Annotated in this window: 16 protein-coding genes; 10 read left to right on the top strand and 6 right to left on the bottom strand. The window is 45.6% G+C overall.

All coding sequences use genetic code 11. From position 1 onward, the window contains the following. Positions 1-26 precede the first annotated feature (26 nt). The 3 genes from manA to mngA all read right to left on the bottom strand — a co-directional run bounded on the left by manA (position 27) and on the right by mngA (position 6,331). Positions 27-1,220: a mannose-6-phosphate isomerase, class I gene (manA, locus tag MHO32_RS14110; protein WP_038899182.1), complete on the bottom strand. Its 1,194-nt coding sequence runs from the start codon at positions 1,218-1,220 to the stop codon at positions 27-29. Between the two features lie 115 nt (positions 1,221-1,335). Then, positions 1,336-3,975, bottom strand: coding sequence for a mannosylglycerate hydrolase (mngB, locus tag MHO32_RS14105; RefSeq protein ID WP_239212591.1), 2,640 nt, complete (start codon positions 3,973-3,975; stop codon positions 1,336-1,338). A gap of 421 nt (positions 3,976-4,396) precedes the next feature. Next, positions 4,397-6,331: a PTS 2-O-a-mannosyl-D-glycerate transporter subunit IIABC gene (mngA, locus tag MHO32_RS14100; RefSeq protein WP_049537829.1), complete on the bottom strand. Its 1,935-nt coding sequence runs from the start codon at positions 6,329-6,331 to the stop codon at positions 4,397-4,399. A 313-nt stretch (positions 6,332-6,644) separates the two neighbouring features. On the opposite strand from mngA, the gene MHO32_RS14095 reads away from it, so the two are divergent. From MHO32_RS14095 to MHO32_RS14065, 7 genes are all read left to right on the top strand, one after another. Continuing rightward, positions 6,645-7,364 carry a GntR family transcriptional regulator gene (locus MHO32_RS14095; RefSeq protein WP_045486686.1) on the top strand — a complete coding sequence of 240 codons (720 nt, stop codon included), beginning with the start codon at positions 6,645-6,647 and terminating at the stop codon, positions 7,362-7,364. Between the two features lie 478 nt (positions 7,365-7,842). Beyond that, positions 7,843-8,286: a PTS sugar transporter subunit IIA gene (locus MHO32_RS14090; protein WP_005425097.1), complete on the top strand. Its 444-nt coding sequence runs from the start codon at positions 7,843-7,845 to the stop codon at positions 8,284-8,286. 13 nt (positions 8,287-8,299) lie between these two features. Further along, positions 8,300-9,712, top strand: coding sequence for a PTS mannitol transporter subunit IICB (locus tag MHO32_RS14085; protein ID WP_005452449.1), 1,413 nt, complete (start codon positions 8,300-8,302; stop codon positions 9,710-9,712). A 47-nt stretch (positions 9,713-9,759) separates the two neighbouring features. After that, on the top strand, positions 9,760-11,031 hold the full coding sequence (locus MHO32_RS14080) for a zinc-binding dehydrogenase (protein ID WP_239212589.1): 1,272 nt from the start codon (positions 9,760-9,762) through the stop codon (positions 11,029-11,031). Positions 11,032-11,090: 59 nt separating this feature from the next. Then, positions 11,091-11,609, top strand: coding sequence for an MltR family transcriptional regulator (locus MHO32_RS14075; RefSeq protein WP_029788584.1), 519 nt, complete (start codon positions 11,091-11,093; stop codon positions 11,607-11,609). 9 nt (positions 11,610-11,618) lie between these two features. Then, entirely contained in the window at positions 11,619-12,353 is a 735-nt protein-coding gene (locus tag MHO32_RS14070) for a nucleoside/nucleotide kinase family protein (RefSeq protein ID WP_005452446.1), read from the top strand. A gap of 26 nt (positions 12,354-12,379) precedes the next feature. After that, positions 12,380-13,126: a phosphatase gene (locus MHO32_RS14065; RefSeq protein WP_239212587.1), complete on the top strand. Its 747-nt coding sequence runs from the start codon at positions 12,380-12,382 to the stop codon at positions 13,124-13,126. Positions 13,127-13,212: 86 nt separating this feature from the next. Here the strand turns inward: MHO32_RS14065 and MHO32_RS14060 are convergent, their stop codons facing one another. Then, positions 13,213-13,944: a hypothetical protein gene (locus MHO32_RS14060; protein ID WP_239212585.1), complete on the bottom strand. Its 732-nt coding sequence runs from the start codon at positions 13,942-13,944 to the stop codon at positions 13,213-13,215. 88 nt (positions 13,945-14,032) lie between these two features. Beyond that, a complete protein-coding gene (locus MHO32_RS14055) occupies positions 14,033-14,368 on the bottom strand; it encodes a helix-turn-helix domain-containing protein (RefSeq protein WP_009700895.1) in 336 nt (111 codons plus the stop codon). A 140-nt stretch (positions 14,369-14,508) separates the two neighbouring features. Here MHO32_RS14055 and MHO32_RS14050 point away from each other — a divergent pair, with 140 nt between their 5' ends. The 3 genes from MHO32_RS14050 (at position 14,509) to MHO32_RS14040 (ending at position 17,310) form a co-directional block, all read left to right on the top strand. Then, positions 14,509-14,820, top strand: a complete 312-nt coding sequence (locus MHO32_RS14050; protein ID WP_005452442.1) for a hypothetical protein — start codon at positions 14,509-14,511, stop codon at positions 14,818-14,820. A gap of 750 nt (positions 14,821-15,570) precedes the next feature. Continuing rightward, the gene (locus MHO32_RS14045) at positions 15,571-16,728 is read left to right on the top strand and encodes an amino acid permease (RefSeq protein ID WP_005452440.1); all 1,158 of its coding nucleotides are present in this window, start codon (positions 15,571-15,573) and stop codon (positions 16,726-16,728) included. A 279-nt stretch (positions 16,729-17,007) separates the two neighbouring features. Continuing rightward, on the top strand, positions 17,008-17,310 hold the full coding sequence (locus tag MHO32_RS14040; protein ID WP_079325282.1) for a hypothetical protein: 303 nt from the start codon (positions 17,008-17,010) through the stop codon (positions 17,308-17,310). A gap of 60 nt (positions 17,311-17,370) precedes the next feature. On the opposite strand, the gene MHO32_RS14035 is transcribed toward MHO32_RS14040, so the two are convergent. Then, positions 17,371-19,242, bottom strand: coding sequence for a methyl-accepting chemotaxis protein (locus MHO32_RS14035; RefSeq protein ID WP_009696385.1), 1,872 nt, complete (start codon positions 19,240-19,242; stop codon positions 17,371-17,373). Positions 19,243-19,518 lie beyond the last annotated feature (276 nt).

Genomic DNA, 19,518 nt, shown 5'->3' with positions numbered 1-19,518 from the left:
AATAAGCTGTCAGTTCATTTTGCCAATCAGTTAAAGGCGCGAGCTAAGGTGCCCTGACCTTGGCAAACGTATTTCACTGAGTTGCTGCAGACGAATACCGATTCACCCGCTTTCAAAGTGATGTGATCGTCTTGGCTAGAAACCGAGATTTCCCCTTCGATACAAAACAAAATCTCTGCGCTACGTACGAATTGAGTCGTTGCAGTGCCTTCAACTGCCATCACTTCAAAACCGAAATCATCCACCGGAATTGGGTAACTAAGCTTGCCTTGTTTATGTACGGGCGCGAGCTTGATTTGTTCTGGGTCAATCGCGTTGAAGATGGTGTTGTCGATAAGCTCAGGAACGTCGATGTACTTCGGTGTTAAGCCAGCGCGCAGCACGTTGTCTGAGTTCGCCATGATCTCCAAACCTGTCCCTTGAACGTAGGCGTGTGGTGTTTCTGCATGGAGGAACATCGCTTCGCCCGGAGCCAGTTCAATCGTGTTCAACATCAATGGCGAAAACAGACCAATATCGTCCGCGTAATGCTGACGGAAGTCTTGAATATAGCCATAGGCTTCTCGTGCCATGGCGGTTTTCGCAGGGCGCTCTAGGCTCGCGTAAAGCTCATTCAAAGCCTGTTGTTTGCGCTCGCTCTCTAACGACATAATTGCTGAGAAGAACACTTTAAGGCCTTCACTGTTTGGTGTGGCTTTCAGTGCGTTGATTTCTGTCTCTAGAGCAGAGATGTTCGCTTGCTCAAACAGAGATAAGATCTGCTCAATTGGACGGAAGCCGTTCATCGCTTTGTAAAATGTCAGCGCGTAAACCAACTCCGGTTTATGGTTTGGATCTTTGTAGTTACGGTTTGCAGCATTAAGCGGGATACCTTGTTCGTTTTCACGAGCAAAGCCCATTTCTGCTTTGTGCTTACTAGGGTGTACTTGGATAGACAGCGGCGTTTCAGCGGCAAGCACTTTAAATAGGAATGGCAGTTCACCAAAACGTGCAGCGGTGTAATCACCCAGCGATTGCGTTTTGTTTTGGTTGATGACTTCTGACAGCAGTTGTTTGGTGTCAGCAAGCTTTGAACAGCCGTTTGGATGAGCTCCCATCCAGATTTCTGCTTGTGGCTCGTTCGCTGGATTGTCGATGCCGAATAAATCATGAATCGACGTGTGGCTACCCCAAGCGTAGTTTTGAATCACATTGTCCAGTTTGAATAGAGCATGTTGCATGGCGATATTCTCTTGATTGGAACGAAAGAAGAGGAGAGGCTTGCTCCACAATTAGAGCAAGCCTGAGTCGGTTTGGACGGGTTATCTAGTTGATGACCTTATCCTGATAACCGGATTAGAACTTCACTTGGAAAGACTTAACCTGACACGGTTTCAGCGTGCCGAACGATGCTGCGTCTACCTCATTTGGTAGCACTTTCTCGTCTAGCTGTGTTTCTTTCCATGACGTTACTTCTGAAGCAAACGTCACTGTGTCGTTAATCACTTCGCTCTCTGATGGGTTGTAGACGCGCAGGATGAGTGCATCCTCGTCTTCCGCTTTCTTCAGTACGCTCAGTACTGCGCCTTCTAGCGATTTGTTTAGCAAGCTGTGCGTTAGCGGTAGGTTTTGTTCGCCTACGTTCAGCTTCATCGCGTTGTAAGGGATCTTGTTGTAGCACTGGATTGGAGTCACGTTGTCACGCGCCGCTGCCATTACGTTTGCTTCGATGTGGTTGCCCGCGAAACCGAATAGTGCGAACTCACAAACGATCTTGCCGCGTACTTGTGAATCTGGCGTCGGGATCTTGATACCAGATGGACGACCCGGACGAAGCAACAACTCTTCTTTACCCAATACGCCTATACCACGCAGAAGGGTTAGGGCGAATGTGTCACGCTCTTCATTGCCTTGGCTTGAAATCACTTCAAACTCACGCAGACCGTTGCTCATTAGCGCCATACCACCTTGTGCGTTCTCAACCGCAGCAAAGTTCATTAGCTGGTAAACCGGCACTGGTGCTTCTTTCCAGCCGTCTGCTTCCCAGTTCGCCATTTCTGGATCGTTCGTTGGACGAGTGATCAAACCGAACTGGTTGTCCGCTACTACGGTCTCAGACACAAACGGCGTTGGCACCAATACGCGAACGCGGTGGTCGTCAGCTTGGTTATCCAGCTCCATGCGAACTTCAATACGGCGTGTACCTTGTTTTAGAACCACTTGGCAGTTCACGTCTAGGTAACCGTTTTGACCTGTGCGCTCTTCACGTTGTTGTAGATCCTCAGGCAAGTTCATGCGCAGTTTGATGGTTGCCACAGATTGGAAACCTTCGTGCTTCACATTCACTTCCGCGTCGAATTCGTCTGAGTACAGTAGCCACTCTTTACGCGAAGGTGAGTAGTCGTATTCGTCGCCATCGTCAGAGCCGTCTTCAATGCGCAGCGCTTGTTCGAAAAGGTGCTCTGTCTCTTTGTCGAAAATGTTCAGAGTGCCGTTTGCGTTGACGTTGATGCGGTAGAATTCGTTCTCCAGCAGGAACTCTTTCTGCTCCGCCACTTTTTTTGTGCCTTTCTCATTCGCTTGAATGTGTAGGGTAGTGAAGCCCATCGCTGGCACAGTGTGCTTGATTTGAATATCGTATTCGATGAACGGGTCGTAGTTACCGTAGTGAACGATTTGACGGTCAATCTTACCTGGGTCGATTACGCGTTGATCTTGGATGAAGTACTCAACTGGCGTGCCGTTTTCATCAAACAGGTTGAACTGTTCTGCACGAATAGTGATGGTGGTGTTTACCACTTCTTCACGAGCGTATGGCGATAGGTTGAATAGTGCTAGCTTGTCGCAACCTTCGCGTGCAGGCATGTGGTCAACAATCTTACGTTTGTAGAAGTTGATCAGGTTGGTCGCCATGTCGTCCGCAAGGATGTAACGGTTCAAGATCTCTGCGTGTACTTTGTCTGAACAGCAGCAGCCAATCGAGTCGTGAGCGTGGTTCTTCATGCTCTCTTTCCACATCTTCTCGATTAGACCGTGGTGGTATTCAAAACCTAGTGTCCATGCGATAGACGCTAATGGCTCAAGAATGTTGACGATCTTGTTTTCTACTTCTGCGTGGATCAGTTTGATATCCATACGCGTTGAAGAAATAGTACGGTGAACACGCATGTATTTACCGTCGTTGAACTCGCCTTTGATGGTATCAAGCTGAACGCGCTCGGCTTCAATACGCTCGAACACTTCTTCAAAGCGGCTCATTTTGAATTCTTTGTCTGGGTAGATTTCACGTAGCTTATCCATCACCTCGAAGATGTCTTTTTGGATAGGCATTTGGTCGTGACCGTTTGGTAGTAAGATGTCTTTGGTTACCGACGGTTTTTCTAGCACTGGGAAGTACTTATCTAGACGTGCGCGCAGACCTTCTTCGTCTTGCGGTAGGTATTTACCAATCGCGTAGCCCAGTGGCAGAACTTGCGCAGAGACTTCGCTGCCATCGTTTGATTGCCACAAGAATTCGGTTTTATCTGTGCCGTGACGCTCTGAACAACCACGCCAGAACATAGCGCGATTGATGCCAAAACCGTTGTAGATAGCTGGTAGCTGAGAGCTCATAGAGAATGAATCTGGCAGGTAACCAATCTTCATTGGCTCGCCTAGCGCTAGACAGTCGCGCAATCCGTAAAGCATGTTACGTACAATCGATTCGCCAGATACTTGCATCGTATCCGTTTGAGAGTACCAAGGACCAACAATCAGTTTGCCAGCTTGTACTAGCTCACGTACGCGCTCTTTATTTTCTGGCTTGATTGCGAAGTAATCTTCCAGAACTGCGGTTTGACCGTCTAGAACGTAGTATTTGTAGTCTGGATCGTTTTCCAGACGAGTCATGATTTCTTCCATGTTGTTCACTAGCAGAATGCGAGACTCTTCTGTAGTGAAGTACCATTCACGATCCCAGTGCATGTGAGGAGTAATATGAACGCGAGATGTAGTCATAACTTTTACCGTCTTAGGCAATAATTGCCGTTAATTTGTTTTAAATTTGATTGTTTTCTATTCGTTTTTGCGGCGTTTATGTTTGCCGACGAATATTTAGGGCGCAGAAATCCCACGCCCAAAGTTTGTGTTGAGCGAATCTATATACCCAAGTGATTTCAAACTGCAGGATTCAGAGCGTTGTCATTGATTCGAGTTCAAGGAAAACAATGCAGTGTAATAGCTCTCTATTTCCAAATTGTTTGAAGCAGAAATCGGGTCAATGACACGCTCCCAAAGGGCGAGTTGCCTTGGCATGTATACTTTGTTGCCGATTTTTGATTTAGACCCACTAGACCTTCAAATCGCCGCCGCGTCTACAAACCAAGTCATTCTCGCTGAACCAAGCAGCTTGAAGTTACTTGGGTATAAATAATTCGGGTTATGGCTGAGCAGCAGCCTCAGTGACAAATTTGCCCTTTTTTACTGCGTGTGCTCGCCACATGATGAGAGTGATGGTCGAGATAGTTGCACCAATCAGCGCAGCACCAAACCAGATTGCCGCAGCCGTGAATGCGCCTAGACCAGCATCGTGTAGTAGGAAGATTGAGAAGATACCTGCACCCGGAGTCGATAGACCTACGCCTGCTGCACCTACCATTGCGCCTGTTACGACAGAGCCAAGTAGGAATGAGCCAATAACGCGGATTGGATCTTCGATAGCCATCGGAATCGCACCTTCAGTGATGCCCGCTAGACCAAGCAACCAAGTTGATTTACCCGTCTCGATTTCGAAGTCTTTGAACAGGCGAGGTGCAAGCATGGTTGAAGCCGTTACCGTGAACGCTGAGACCATTTTCACCGAACCGAAGATAGCGTATGGGCCGTAAACGCCGTTCGCCATTGCACCCAGACAGAATGCGTAAGCAGCTTTGTTGACTGGACCACCAAGGTCGAACGATACGAATAAACCAATTACTGCGCCTAGAAGTAGGGCGTTGGTGCCAGACATGCCGTTTAGCCAGTCCGTCAAACCTTGGTTTAGCCAAGCAACAGGTTTACCGATAACGAACAGCATCAATGAGCCAGCAACCAAAGTACCGATAACCGGGTATAGGTAGAAGGTTAGGAAGCCGTTGAATGCAGGGTTTAGACGTACGTTTTCTTTTACCCAACGCATCACGTAACCGGCAATCAAACCACCGACAACACCGCCAAGGAAGCCAGAACCGATAAGGTTCGCTGCAATACCTGCGGCAAAGCCTGGACCAAGTGCTGGTTTATCTGCCAATGAGTAAGCGGTGTATGCTGCTAGTACAGGAACCATCAATGTACCCAGTAGACCACCACCTAGCTTGCGGTACATCCACAGCCAAGAGCCTTCTTCTGCATACAAATCTTGTAGGTTGAACATTTGTGCCAATAGCACGGCAACAGCAAGTACGGTACCGCCAGCAACGATAAGAGGAACGGCGTAAGAGATACCTGATAGCAGTGCTTGTTTCAGTTCAGTCTTAAGCGGTAGCTTCTTCGGTTTGTCATTGGTTGCAACCGCAGCGCCTGCGCTTCGACCTGCTTTACCTGCTTCAATCGCTTCGTTAAGAATGCGCTCAGAGTGTTTGATTGGCTCCGCAACTGGCACTTCTACACGAGGAATGCCTTCAAAACGTTCAAGTTCTTTGATCGCCACTTCTGCCGCGAAAACGACTGCCGTTGCACTGTTTAGCTGTTCGGCAGTCAGACGATCTTCAATCCCGTTCGCACCTTGCTTTTCAACATGCACGTTGTAACCCAGCTTCTTACCTGTCTTCTCTAGGTATTCTGCTGCCATGTAGGTGTGGGCAATACCCGCAGGGCAAGCCGTCACACAAACGATGGTAGGTGCATTTGTATCTAATTGGTCTTGTTTTTCTTCTTGCTCTGCTTGGCCATCAAGCAAAGCGAAAATTTGTTCTACATTTGTAGCGTTTAGCACTGCCTCACGAACATCGTCATCCACTAGGGTTGTGGTCAGTTCGGTCAACAGGTGCATGTGTGTTGAACCTGCTTCCGCATTTGGAATTGCGATTAAGAAGATCAGGTTTACGTCTTCGTCTTCATCCAGACCTTGCCACTTTAAGTCTTGCTTTAGTGTGGCTACGGCAAATGCCGCCTCTTTTACTGCATCTGTCTTACCGTGCGGTACTGCTAAGCCTTCGCCTAGCGCCGTCGGACCTTGCTCTTCGCGAGCAAACACTGCTTGTAGGTATTCTTCCTTGTTATGCAGTTTGCCTTCCTGGTTTAGCTGGTCGGCAAGTGCACGAATCGCTGCGTCACGACTTTCAAACGTCGTTTGTAGGTTTATCAGCGATGGGTTTGTAAGAGAGGTTAATTTCATAACTTTTGTCCCATTGTCACATTCGACATTGTTGTGCATTCAACAATGATGTGAATAATACCTTTTAAATACAAATGATCCGTGATCAGGATCGCAGTTGAATTAAAATATGTATTATTGTTGTATTGTTTTGGCTTGTTTTTGTATGCCGATATGCGAACAAGTGCTTGTCATGTTGACCTGAATTCGTATTATAGAGTCTATAAACCAAGTCTTTCTTGCAATGATAGTTCACTCTGGTGTGTTCGGTTCTTGAGTTGTCTCAAACAAGCTCACTTGAACGATCATTTGTATTGTTTTTATAGAGGTAAACATGGCAAGACTGCCAATGTATCGCCAGATTGCGGATGCGATTCGTGAAAAGATCAGCGATGGCGAATACGAAGTAGGAACCGCTCTTCCTACCGAAGCCCAGTTACGCGAGGAATTCTCTTGTAGCCGAGTCACGGTTCGCCAAGCGTTAAAATTGCTGATTGAAAATGGTGAACTGGAAAGCGTGCAGGGTAGTGGTACCTATGTGAAAGAGAACAAGGTTAACTACGATATTTACCAGCAGACCAGCTTTGCAGAAAAGTGGGCGCATTTAAATGCGGTGACGCACAGTGACGTGGTTGCGTTCGAGATCACCAAAGCATCGTTAACTATGGCTGAAGCTCTGAACATTAATGAGAATGACAAAATCTTTTACGTGAAGCGTGTTCGTTATCTTGATGACAACCCAATTACAGTAGAAGAAACCTGGCTACCAACAGAGATGTTCCCTGATCTCACCTACCAAGTGATGCAAGGCTCTAAGTATCACTTTATCGAGAAAGAGAAGGGCATGGTGATTGATCGCAGCGAACAAGAAATCATCCCGGTATTGCCGCCGCAAGACATTGCAGACTTGTTAGACATCGACCCAGCACAACCGATCATTGAGAAGCGCACACGTGGTTTCTTACAAGGTGATGTGGTGTTTGAATACAGCCGCAATTATTTTAAATCGACTGACTATAAGTTTACGCTGGTGGCGAAACGTCATAAGTCGTAAGTGCGATACAACTCACTTCTTCTCAAACCCGCCACTCGGCGGGTTTTCTGTATCTGCTATTCACTATCTACTTGCTATTCATTATTTGCTGAAACTAAGCAACGTTTCGATTTCTTTTCGCAAACAAGTGTGATGATTGTCCCTGTTCGAAACGTGTTGGCACCGAATCAGTGGAAAATGAAGTTTGAATTTAATCACGATAAATAGTGAGTCAAGAGTCGTAATGTGATCAAGTTATATTATTGGTAAATTTTAGAAATGTTTGGATTGGTGCGCGGGTTCAAGCTATGCCTATTGACATGTTGCTTAAAGAAAATTTGTTGCTAATTTTCTTTGTCTATTTTTGAACTACGTTGATTAAAACAAATTGACAGCTATTTAATTGTGATTTGTTGCACAAAAGGAGCGTGGTTGCGTGGTTTAGCTACTCTTATTGATAATTAACCCATCGAAACCGAACTGTTGATAGGGTTTAAAAATGCTGTATGAATTAATCGACCACGAACTAGTAGACGTTATTAATGACCGCGCTTACCAATGGCAAGACGCAGTTAAAAAGACAACGCAATACTTAGAAGACAAAGGTTACGTTTCTCAGCAATACGCGGATGCCATCATCCAATCGACCGAAGAAAATGGTCCTTACTATGTGTTGTGCCCAGGACTGGCAATGCCACATGCTCGTCCAGAAACTGGTGTGCTAAAAACGGGCTTGGGCATTCATATCTTCCCTTCACCAGTTGATTTTGGTTCGGACCTTGGTCCTGCCAACATTCTTATTACCCTAGCTGCAAAAGACTCTGATACCCACATTGAGGTGATTCAAGCGTTAAGCGAGATGTTTGTGGACGAAGAGAACATTGCAAAGCTGGCACAAGCCTCATCTAAGGAGCAAGTGCTAGACATAATAAAAGCATACTAAAAAGGAATATAACGTGAAACCAAACATGCGAGCCAATGTGCAAGCCTTTGGGGGTCATTTGACCGCCATGGTGCTGCCAAATATCGGAGCCTTTATCGCTTGGGGCTTTATTACTGCACTCTTTATTCCAACGGGTTGGATGCCAAACGAAGCATTTGGTGAACTTGTTGGTCCAATGATCACTTACTTATTGCCGCTGTTAATTGGATATACGGGCGGTCAGATTGTTGGTGACAAACGCGGAGCGGTTGCTGGTGCCATCGGTACCATGGGCGTTATTGTTGGTGCTGACATTCCAATGTTCGTCGGCGCAATGATTATGGGTCCGCTCAGTGCTTGGGTTGTGGTGCAAATGGATAAACGAATCCAACACCGCATCCCTTCGGGCTTTGAGATGGTGGTGAACAACTTCTCATTAGGTATTGTGGGCATGATTCTGTGTCTGTTCGCCTACGAGATTGTTGGTCCTGCAGTAACGGCGGCTAACTTATTCGTGAAATCGGGCATTGAAGCCTTGGTTGCAACGGGATTCCTTCCTTTGCTTGCGATCATCAATGAACCAGCGAAAGTACTGTTCCTTAACAATGCCATTGACCAAGGGATTTACTACCCGTTAGGTCTGCAGGCAGCAGCTGAAACAGGCAAATCTATCTTCTTTATGGTGGCATCTAACCCAGGTCCGGGTCTTGGTATGCTGTTGGCTTACGCGAAGTTTGGTCAAGGTCTGTCTAAACGTTCTGCGCCAAGTGCCATCATTATTCACTTCTTCGGTGGTATTCACGAGCTGTACTTCCCGTACGTGCTAATGAAGCCAATTATGATTGTGGCAATGATTGCAGGTGCGGCGACTGGTATCGCAACCTTCAACCTACTGGATGCAGGTTTGGTAGCAGGTCCAAGTCCAGGCTCAATCTTCTCTTACCTAGCTCTTACTCCAAAAGGCAGTTTCCTAGCGACCATCGCAGGTGTCACAACAGCAACAATAGTTTCCTTCCTTGTCGCAAGTGCGATTCTGAAGATGAGCAAAGCAGAAAACAAAGAAGACGAGTTTGAACAGTCTGTCTCTGAGATGAAAGACATGAAAGCGGAAGGTGCAATTAAACCTGCAACGCAACAAGTAAACAAACCAATTTCATTTGTCGCCTTTGCTTGTGACGCTGGTATGGGCTCAAGCGCGATGGGGGCTTCAACCTTCAAGCGCAAGTTAGTACAAGCCGGGATTGATATTGAAGTGAAGAACTTTGCCATCGAAAAAGTGCCAAGTGAAGCCGACATTGTCGTGACACACGAAAGTTTAGAAAGCCGCGCAGTAAACGCAACAGGCTTGCCTGTCGTGACAATTAAGAACTTCCTTAATGACCCAGCGCTTGACGAGCTGATGGATAAGATTAAGCAACAAACGGTCGCGACTGAGCAACCAGCCTAACAATGCAGTATGGGGTGGAACATTCCGCCCCATGTAGGAGAGAAATCATGGTACAAACAACGGCAGCAGTTATCTGTGGCGAGAAAGACGTTCAACTAAGAACTTTTGATTTGCCAAACATTTCAGCCGATGAACTTCTGGTTAAAAACATTTCAAACAGCATCTGCCTTTCCACTTACAAAGCGGCATTGCTAGGCAGCAAACACAAACGCGTACCTGAGAACATTGATGAAGTGCCGGTGATGACGGGCCATGAGTACGCCGGTGTGATTGTTGAAGTCGGTGAGAACCTAAAAGACGAATACAGAGCAGGCGATTACTTTGTTCTGCAACCTGCAATGGGTTTGCCTACTGGTTACTCGGCAGGCTACAGCTATGAGACTTTTGGCGGCAACGCAACGTATTCTATCATTCCTAAAATCGCTATCGACTTAGGTTGCGTTTTGCCTTACCACGGTGACTACTTTGCAGATGCGTCTTTGGCTGAGCCAATGTCATGCATCATCGGTGCTTACCATGCTAGTTACCACACTAAACAATACGTGTACGAGCACGATATGGGCATCAAAGAGGGGGGGGCGTTAGCGCTGTTAGCTTGTGCTGGTCCAATGGGGATTGGCGCGATTGATTACGCGATTAACGGACCAGTGAAGCCAAAATTGATCGTGGTGACGGACATCGACGCCGCACGTTTAGACCGAGCAGAGTGCTTAATTCCGGTTGAGAAAGCAAAAGAGCAAGGCGTTGAGCTGCATTACGTGAATACAGCCCAAGTTGATGATCCTGTCACTTATTTGAAAGCGCTTAACGACGGCAAAGGCTACGATGACGTGATGGTATACGCAGCAGTATCGCAAGTATTAGAGCAAGCCGACGAGCTGTTGGGTAACGACGGCTGCTTGAACTTCTTCGCAGGACCTACCGATAAGAAATTTAAAGTACCGTTTAACTTCTACAATGTGCATTACGAGTCAACGCATATTGTGGGCACGTCTGGTGGCTCAACTGGCGACATGGTGGAGTCTATCGACTTGTCTTCACAAGGTAAGATCAATCCATCGTTCATGATCACACACGTTGGTGGTCTGCAAGCTGCGCCACGTACGATTTTGAATCAGTTGGATATTCCGGGTGGTAAGAAGTTGATTTACCCGCATATTGACCTGCCGTTGACCGCGATTGATGACTTTTTATCGTTGGCAGACCAAGACCCGTTCTTCGTCGAATTAGACGCAATTTTGAACGCAAACAACTATGTGTGGAATGCTCATGCAGAAAAAGCGTTACTTGAGTTTTATGACGTGAGCTTAACGGTTTAGTTGCAACGAATTTGTGTGGTAGCCTCTGTGCTGCCACATAATGGAGAGGTCATAAGACGTTGTCACGTGAAGATGAGTTACTGGAGAAGCTGGACGAGTGCGAAAATGCCACTGCGTTTCTTCAGGTTTCTAACAAAATAATTAACCTCAAGTTAAAAGCACTGCTTCCGAAAGTGTTCGTTCAAGACGACCTCGTGAAGGAGTATGCTGTGGATCCTTTATTGAAAGAAGATGGTCCGTTAGCAACAACCGATGTGGTGTCTAAGTTGATGTTTGCAATGGGCAAGATCTCACTGGAAACTTACGCTGACATTGGGTTGTACGATCAGGTGTTGGAGTTCGCGGTCACTCAGTCGGAAAAGGTCGAGTTTGCCGATGACGTGATTTACGACTTCATCAAAAACCAATCAGTACTCTCTTCCCAGCAAGACAGCTTTTATCTTGAGTCGATCAATCAGCTTAAGTTCTCTTCGTTTGAGTCCTTTTCACAAATGAGATACGAAGCCCTCATCAAAACAGTATTAAAGCTGTCGTGTGAAATGTTGATAGAAAGAATCGAAGGGGAGATAAATCAATAAGGGTTCACCATGAAAGTGAATTTAAACGTCAGTGGTTTTGAGACCGAAGCTACCTTTCCTGAAGCCGACGTAAAGCGAATCCATCAACCTCTTATCGAAAAGTTTACCCGCCTTTATCACGAGAAGCAGGAGCGTATTGTTGTGTTCTTGTGCGCCCCTCCGGGTAGTGGAAAGTCTACGCTAGCAGCCTTTTGGGAATATTTATCAGAACAAGATGAAAACCAAGAGCCACTTCAGGTTCTGCCTTTTGATGGTTTTCACTACCCGAATGAAATCCTCGACAGCAACACCATTGAGCGTAATGGTGAACGTGTTCCACTGCGCAGCATTAAAGGCTCTTACGAGACGTTCAATCTCACGGAGCTTATCGACAAGCTGAAACAACTGAAAGTGAAAGACAGTAAGTGGCCTTACTACGACCGCAACTTACATGACCCAGTTGATGATGCCATTCAAGTTAATCGCAACATTGTCGTTGTTGAAGGTAACTGGCTGCTGCTTGATGAACCAGTATGGAAAGAACTGCATCGTTTGGCAGATTTTACGGTGTTTATTGATACCCAAGCGGAGTTTCTACAAGATCGTTTGGTCAATCGTAAAATCCGCGGCGGTACAGACCCAGAAGCGGCATTGGAGTTCTATTTACGTTCTGATGCAGTCAACGTTGATAAAGTTCTGAATCATTCGGTTCCTGCTGACTTATCTTTGTTCCTTAATCAAAACGGCTCGTTCGAAATTCGATAGTTCGTCCACAATCTCAGGAGGTTACCATGGATATCGTGATTGATAGCCACACCCATACTATTGCCAGTGGACACGCTTATAGCACAATTTTAGAGAATGCGTTGGCTGCCAAGAATAAGGGGCTAAAACTTCTTTGTACCACCGATCATGCTCCTGAGATGCCAGGCGCCCCTCACTACTGGCATTTCAATAATCAAAGAATTTTGCCCCGCTTTTTACATGAGGTTGGTATTCTTCGTGGCGTCGAAGCCAACACGCTGAATGTGAAGGGGGAGATCGATTTACCGTCTTCTTCTGATCAACATCTTGATTGGGTGATAGCGAGCTTTCATGAACCCGTGTTTAAGCCCACAACGGAAGTTGAGCATACCGCCGCTCTGATTAATGCAATCAAAAGTGGCAGAGTGGATGTTCTCGGTCACTTAGGTAACCCGAATTATCCATTCGATATGGAGCAGGTTCTGCGTTGTGCAAAAGAGCACAATGTCGCGGTAGAAGTAAACAATACGTCTTTGACAGGCAAAAGCCGTAAGGGCAGTGATAGTCGCTGTGACTGTATTGTGGAGCTAGGTAAAGAAATTGGCGTTTACTTCACCACAGGATCGGATGCTCACTTCAGTGAAGAGATTTCCAAGTTAGAGTTGGCCATTGCTTTGCTGGAAAAACATGGTGTTGAAGAAGAGAAAATACTCACTACATCAACGAGCCGGTTCTTGAACTTCTTACTGCTGAGGGGCAAGGCGAAAATTCCAGAGTTCGAAGCGCTGTATTGAGAAGCGACTGATCCAAATGGTTATCGGCTAAGAGACATAAACCCGCAGCGTGCGGGTTTTGTTTGCTTAGGATGAAACAAAAAGCACTACAACGGTGGCTCTACCACAACAAATTTGCGCTCGGCTCTGAGTGGTGCAAACCAAGTATTTTTATATTTGAAATAACTTTGTCCGTTAACGACGACAGTTTCTTTAGTGTGAGGCAGCGAGTCTACGATTTCACCAAGTTTATAGGGGCTTGGCTCAGGCTTTGGCGCTGGTGGTATTGGACTCACTCTTGCTGTGTTTGAGCTTAATGATGGCGAAACGATCTGCCTTGAAGGCGGAGCATCATTGGTCGTCGATGACGTTATCACACGGTCATCGCGTAATATGGTGTAGTTACCACTTGGTGGATAACGAACGTACACATAGCGGACACCATCACGACGGTAATAGGAATCTTGAACAATGGCATAAGTAATACCAGCGAAGACAGCAAAGGTCGCAATGTCTACTAAATCACTGTGATAATAATAGTAACGTCCACGATAAGGTGGATACCAATACCCCGGTCTTACATAGATAAACGACGAATGATAACGAGGTGGTCTTACGACATAATGAGGTCGATGATAGTAGGGTGGTCGGTAGTAAGGCGGACGGTAATGGTGCGGTGGCTTAATGGGATGGTAAGGGCGGTTTACTGGGCGTAAATCGTGTTTGTTACCCGGTTGAGTTATCGGTTTTACTGCTGGTTTCACCTGTGACTGTGCTGAAAGGCTTGTTGACCCAACCAAGCAGAGTAGGGTGGTGGCGATTACCCAGATGCTTCTCATAGTACATTCCCCCATAATTTGGAGTATCGAAGCGCTAATCTTTAAGTTTAGCTCACCATAACTGTGTTTGATTCATGCGTCTAGAGCACTACTTTTGGGATGTCTTAGTTTTTTGCTCTAGCACTAAGAAGATAAGCTTGGTCAGCATAGATTGTGCTTCCGGGGGAAGTAATCTTGCCGCAGACGCAACGTCTTCTGCAGAAATGTAATCAACACCTCTTGCATCCAATGCGATGTCTAAATCGGTCAGGTTTAATGCACGCAAAATTGAACGGTATTGTGAGAGTTTTAAATCAGATTCGCCTCGTTCTATTCGCTGATACGTCTTTTCACTCATTCCGGCAATTTTTGCCATTTGTTCGCGTGATACGCCTTTCATTTTGCGTCGCCTAATCAGAACTTCAATCAACGGGTCTACTTGCATCGCTCCTCCTTAGTGGACAGTTTTGTCCTGAAGCACGCAATAACCGGACCAGTTTAACCACCCCATATTTACCCGAATGGATATAGTGATAAGAATGACGTTCCACAAAAAAATAACGTGAATTCAGTCAGTTTCAGAAAATGGAAAAATATCAGTTTTATAAATCAATTTCTGGCGAAGTTAATATTCGCAAAATGCAACGCATTTTAGATCAACTTCTTGATGAAATTCGCAATCGTAGCCGGGATACAAGATTAGATGTTACTTGGCTAACGCGAGAATCCCAAAAGCGATTGATGAACTATAAAGAGCTGTTTTTACATCGCAGTGATATTGAACAACAGGAGTTAGTTCAATCATATGAACACTTGAGTTTGATGGAACGTTCGGTTGCTGATTTGGGGATTGCTGTGCTGACATACATTATTGATGCGCTAGACAAGGAGATGTAATGCGTTGAAGGTTTGGTTCGTTTAACAAAATACGGACGAGCGAAATCCCACAAAGGCGTTTGTGTGAAATAAAAGCACTTGGAATAATTAACGAAAGGATACAAATGCTGGGGAACCAAACCCAGCATTCGGAACACTCATTTACCTATATTTTCGAACCGTAAATCAGTGTTTAGAGGTATGTGAACCGAAACATGTCGGTACGGAGCGAATAATAACGATATTGCTGAATCTAGGCTATGTTCCGGGTTTCTAACACCTTCCAACAAAGTGTACATTTTCATGTACACCTCAAAAATTGAGTGCCATCGCTCACTTTCGATTCTTTATAACGACAAAAGGCTAAATAAACGGCGGTTTTACAACATATCTGTTGCATCAAATGATAGTTGTTAAAATATATGGCTATAAGATGGAGCTTTTGCTTTTCAATCGTCCTATTTATGCCTTACAATCCTTTCGAACCAAATCCATTCAGCAGAGAATGGGATTGACGAAAAAGGATGCGCTGATTTTGCTTCGAACCCAAAGTGAGACGTTCCGTTAATCGAACTCTGCCCGGAAATGATTCCCTACACCCTTTATATGCTCAGACAGGATAGATCCGTCTTGAGTCTAAGCTTTTTGCATCCTGAATTCCGGCTTCGCGCTGAGTTATGGGGCTGTAAGGTAGGGCGTTTCCGTAGATCGTACTTCGAACCAAAGTACGATAAGTCACAATAAAACGGATTAAATTTAGAGGTATTAACCGTGAACCTAAAACTTGTCGGCAGCTCTCTGATCGTAGCAGGTACTGCTCTTGGCGCTGGTATGCTTGCCATACCAATGGTGCTTGCTCAATTTGGCCTTCTTTGGGGCACTCTCCTTATGCTGTTCATTTGGGCAGGTACAACTTACGCTGCACTTCTTCTATTAGAAGCAAGCTGCAAAGTAGGTGGTGGTGTCAGCATGAATGCAATCGCTCGCGAAACCCTTGGTAAAGGTGGTCAGCTTGTTACTAATGGTCTTTTGTATGCACTACTTGTTTGTCTGCTAATGGCTTACATTATTGGTGCGGGTGACTTGGTACAAAAAGTCACCACGTCAATGGGACTGCCACTTTCTACGATTTCTAGCCAAGTTGGCTTTACTGTGCTGGTTGGTCTTATCGTATCAGCGGGTACTGGTGTGGTGGATAAGCTAAACCGTGGCTTGTTCATCGGTATGATTGTCGCGCTCATTCTAACGCTATTCTCTCTTGCGCCAAATGTGTCGTTTGAAGGTCTAAGTGAAGTGGTAAATGCAGACAAAATGGCATTGATTAAACAGAGCTCAGTTCTATTCACCAGCTTCGGCTTTATGGTGGTGATTCCTTCTTTGGTGACCTACAACAAAGAAGCAAGTAAGAATCAACTGCGCAACATGATCATTGTTGGCTCTACGATTCCTCTTGTGTGCTACCTACTTTGGTTGTTTGCAGTCGTGGGTAATCTACCTCCACACGAGCTTATTCAATTCTCTAACGTATCTGAGTTGATCTCTGTGCTTGGTCAACAATACTCGGGTCTAGAATTCATTCTATCGATGTTCACTGGTCTGGCGCTTCTAACGTCTTTCTTGGGTGTGGCAATGGCGTTGTATGACCAAAATGCGGACCTTCTTAAAGCTAGCAAGCCTGTGGTATTTGTGACAACGTTCATCCTACCGCTGCTTGGTGCCGTGTTTGCTCCAGAACACTTTCTCGCAATCCTAAGCTACGCAGGTATTATCCTCGTGTTCTTAGCAGTTTTTGTCCCACTATCAATGACGATGAAAGTACGTCGTGTGCCTGTGGATGATGACAATGTGTACGAAGCAGGTGGCGGTGCGATGGGCATGAGCGTGATCTTCCTATTTGGTTGTTTCCTGTTGTTTGCACAAGCGGTGTAGTATCCACTGATTGATTGATTGATTGATTGATTGATTGATTGATTGATTGATTGACGCTTAAGCGACTCAAATTTTAAAAAGCCGTTTGCCTCGTGAGGTAAACGGTTTTTTTATGCCTTTTGGCGAGTGATACATCTGTAACTCTTATCGGATTGGCCTTGGCTTGATAAATCATGATGATATCTGACCATGGGATGAAATTGTCTCGCTAGCGGCTGACAAGAGCGATTGCCTCTCTTTTTATCATAACGCCCAAGTTATTAAGAAAAGGGGAATTGAGTGTCGAAGCGACTTTCTCTTACCATGATTGGAATGATGCTTTCGTTAGGAGTGTTCAGCGCTGATGTTTCCGCGCATCCAAAGCATCATCATAATAAACACGGTCATCATCACCATAAACATAAACACAAGCATAAAAAGGTCGTCGTGGTGAAACACAAACGACCAAAACATTATTATTATCACTACAAGCGTATTCCACCGCGCAGTACGTATATCCAGATTGGGAACTTTACTTACCTGAAGGTGGATGAGCACTATTACAAGCGTTCAAAAGATCGTTATGTTCATGTGGTGTTGTAATCGATAAAAAAACAGCGAGCACTGTGCTCGCTGTTTTGCATTTGTAAGTAAGTGAAAGTGTTACACCGTAAAGCGGTTAAGGATTTCGTCTTGTTTACGAACGTCTTCATTCTGCGCTTGCATTGCATCGTTGGTGCGGTTTGCAGAGTCAGCAACTTGAGTCGATAGATCTTTGATGTTGACCGTGTTGTTGTTGATCTCTTCTGCTACCAAGCTTTGCTCTTCAGCTGCCGAAGCAATCTGCAAGTTCATGTCCGAGATACGTTGAATTGCATCGCGGATGCGTTGTAGAGCGTCATTTGCGTGTCCTGCTTTTTCTACCGCTTCTACTGCGCTGCCTTTGCTTTGGTGCATTGCGCTTGCAACAGAAGATGCGCCTGATTGCAATTGCTCAATCATGCTGCGAATTTCGGTCGTAGACTCTTGAGTACGTTGTGCAAGAGTACGTACTTCATCGGCTACCACTGCGAAGCCACGACCAGATTCACCTGCACGCGCCGCTTCGATTGCCGCATTCAGTGCAAGTAGGTTCGTTTGGTCTGCAATATCGTTGATAACTTTAAGAATAGTCTCAATGTTAGCTGTCGCAGACTCTAAACCTTGAACTTCTTCAACCGCTTGATCGATGCTGTCAGAAAGTAGGTTAATCGTTTCTGTCGACTCATTTACGATAGAAGAGCCTTGCATGGTCGCTTCATCCGCTTCTTTCGCTGCACTTGCTGCGCCTTGCGCGTTGTTAGCTACTTCGGTTGCCGTTACTGACATTTCGTGCATAGCTGTTGCAAGTTGCTCTAGCTCTTGAAGTTGAGTCTGAATCGCAGACGCAGAGTCACGTGCACCTTCAGCAGTAATTTGCGTTCCGCTGAGGATCTGATCAGAGATACTCTTCGATTCGATGATCTGGTGCTGCAAGTTCTCCATAAAGGTATTGAAACCTTTTGCTAGTTCAGAGAATTCTTGATCGGTATTGGTGTCCAAACGCTGCGTTAAATCGCCTTTGCCTGATGCGACGGCTTGGATTGCTGTGTTTAGCTCATCAAGAGGGCGCATCAAGGTACGGATAAGGATAGTCAGTGCGATGATAGAGGCAATCACGGCAATCAATGAGTAGATGATTGCACTATTACGCAGCTTACCTACTGCAGAATACGCAATGCTTTCGTCGACAAGCGCGCCTACATACCAATTTTCACCCGCAATGTGCGACAGGCTCGCCATGTATTTGTTGCCGTTAATCTCAATGTGTTGAGCGCCAGGTTTGATCTCGACTTGTGGCAAGTAGCTCGATAGCTTCTCACCATTGTATTTCGCTTCTGGGTGAGCAATCGTCGTGCCGTCTGCAGTAACGAGGAAGAGGTAGCCGGCATCAAATAGATTGACTTGGTTTACCAAGTCAGAAAGGGTGGTCAGCTCCATATCGTAGAACATCGCTGCTAGGAATCGACCAGCTTCGCGAACTGGCGTACCGATAGAAATAATGACCTTCTTAGAAGAGACATCAACATAAGGGTCAGTGACGATAAGTTTGCCCTGTGCTTTTGCAGAGACAAACCAAGGGCGAACACGAGGATCATAGTCGGCACCAGCTTCCCAGCCGTCATCGTTTTCGATTAAGGAACCATCGTGGTCGTATGCGTACCCGATTGCTAAGAAGCTTGATTTTGGCATTGGCTTTTCTAGTACATCTTTTACGTAATCGTGATCGCTTGGATTAATTTCCAAGATCTCGGTCATCGATTGAGCAAGATCTTTCTTCGCGTTCATTTCGGACTCTACAGTGTTCCCCACACTGGAGAGAATTTCGTTCACACTCGTATCAATGTTTTCTTCGATCTGCGAACGAATAGTCATAACCTGTTGTGTCGACAGCAATGCCACAGTAACAAGCAGTAAAATAGAAGAGGCAGTTACAACCTTATGTCTGAATTTCATACTTTTCCCTCTCGAGTCTCCCGGCTGGTTTACTCTGCTTTCACCTCTTCTTCCCTGGGTGATTTCGGCAGATGTGAACACAGAATTGTGTTTGTTATTTTGTTTATCGACAGATTTATCAGAAACCTGAAGGCTATTTACGGCTTTTATTGTCGAAACGGGATAAAAAGCCTAGATGAATTTAAAAGTTGTGACTTTGATCTGAATTGTTGGACTTCGTCATTAAACTGTTAAAAACATAAGAATGGTATCACTGAGCCTTATAGAAACAAGTCT

It is taken from the genome of Vibrio sp. MMH1-50, assembly GCF_022347645.1.
GTDB lineage: Bacteria > Pseudomonadota > Gammaproteobacteria > Enterobacterales > Vibrionaceae > Vibrio > Vibrio harveyi.
Note: the sequence above shows the minus strand (reverse complement) of the source record. Positions and strands in the feature narration are given on the sequence as shown.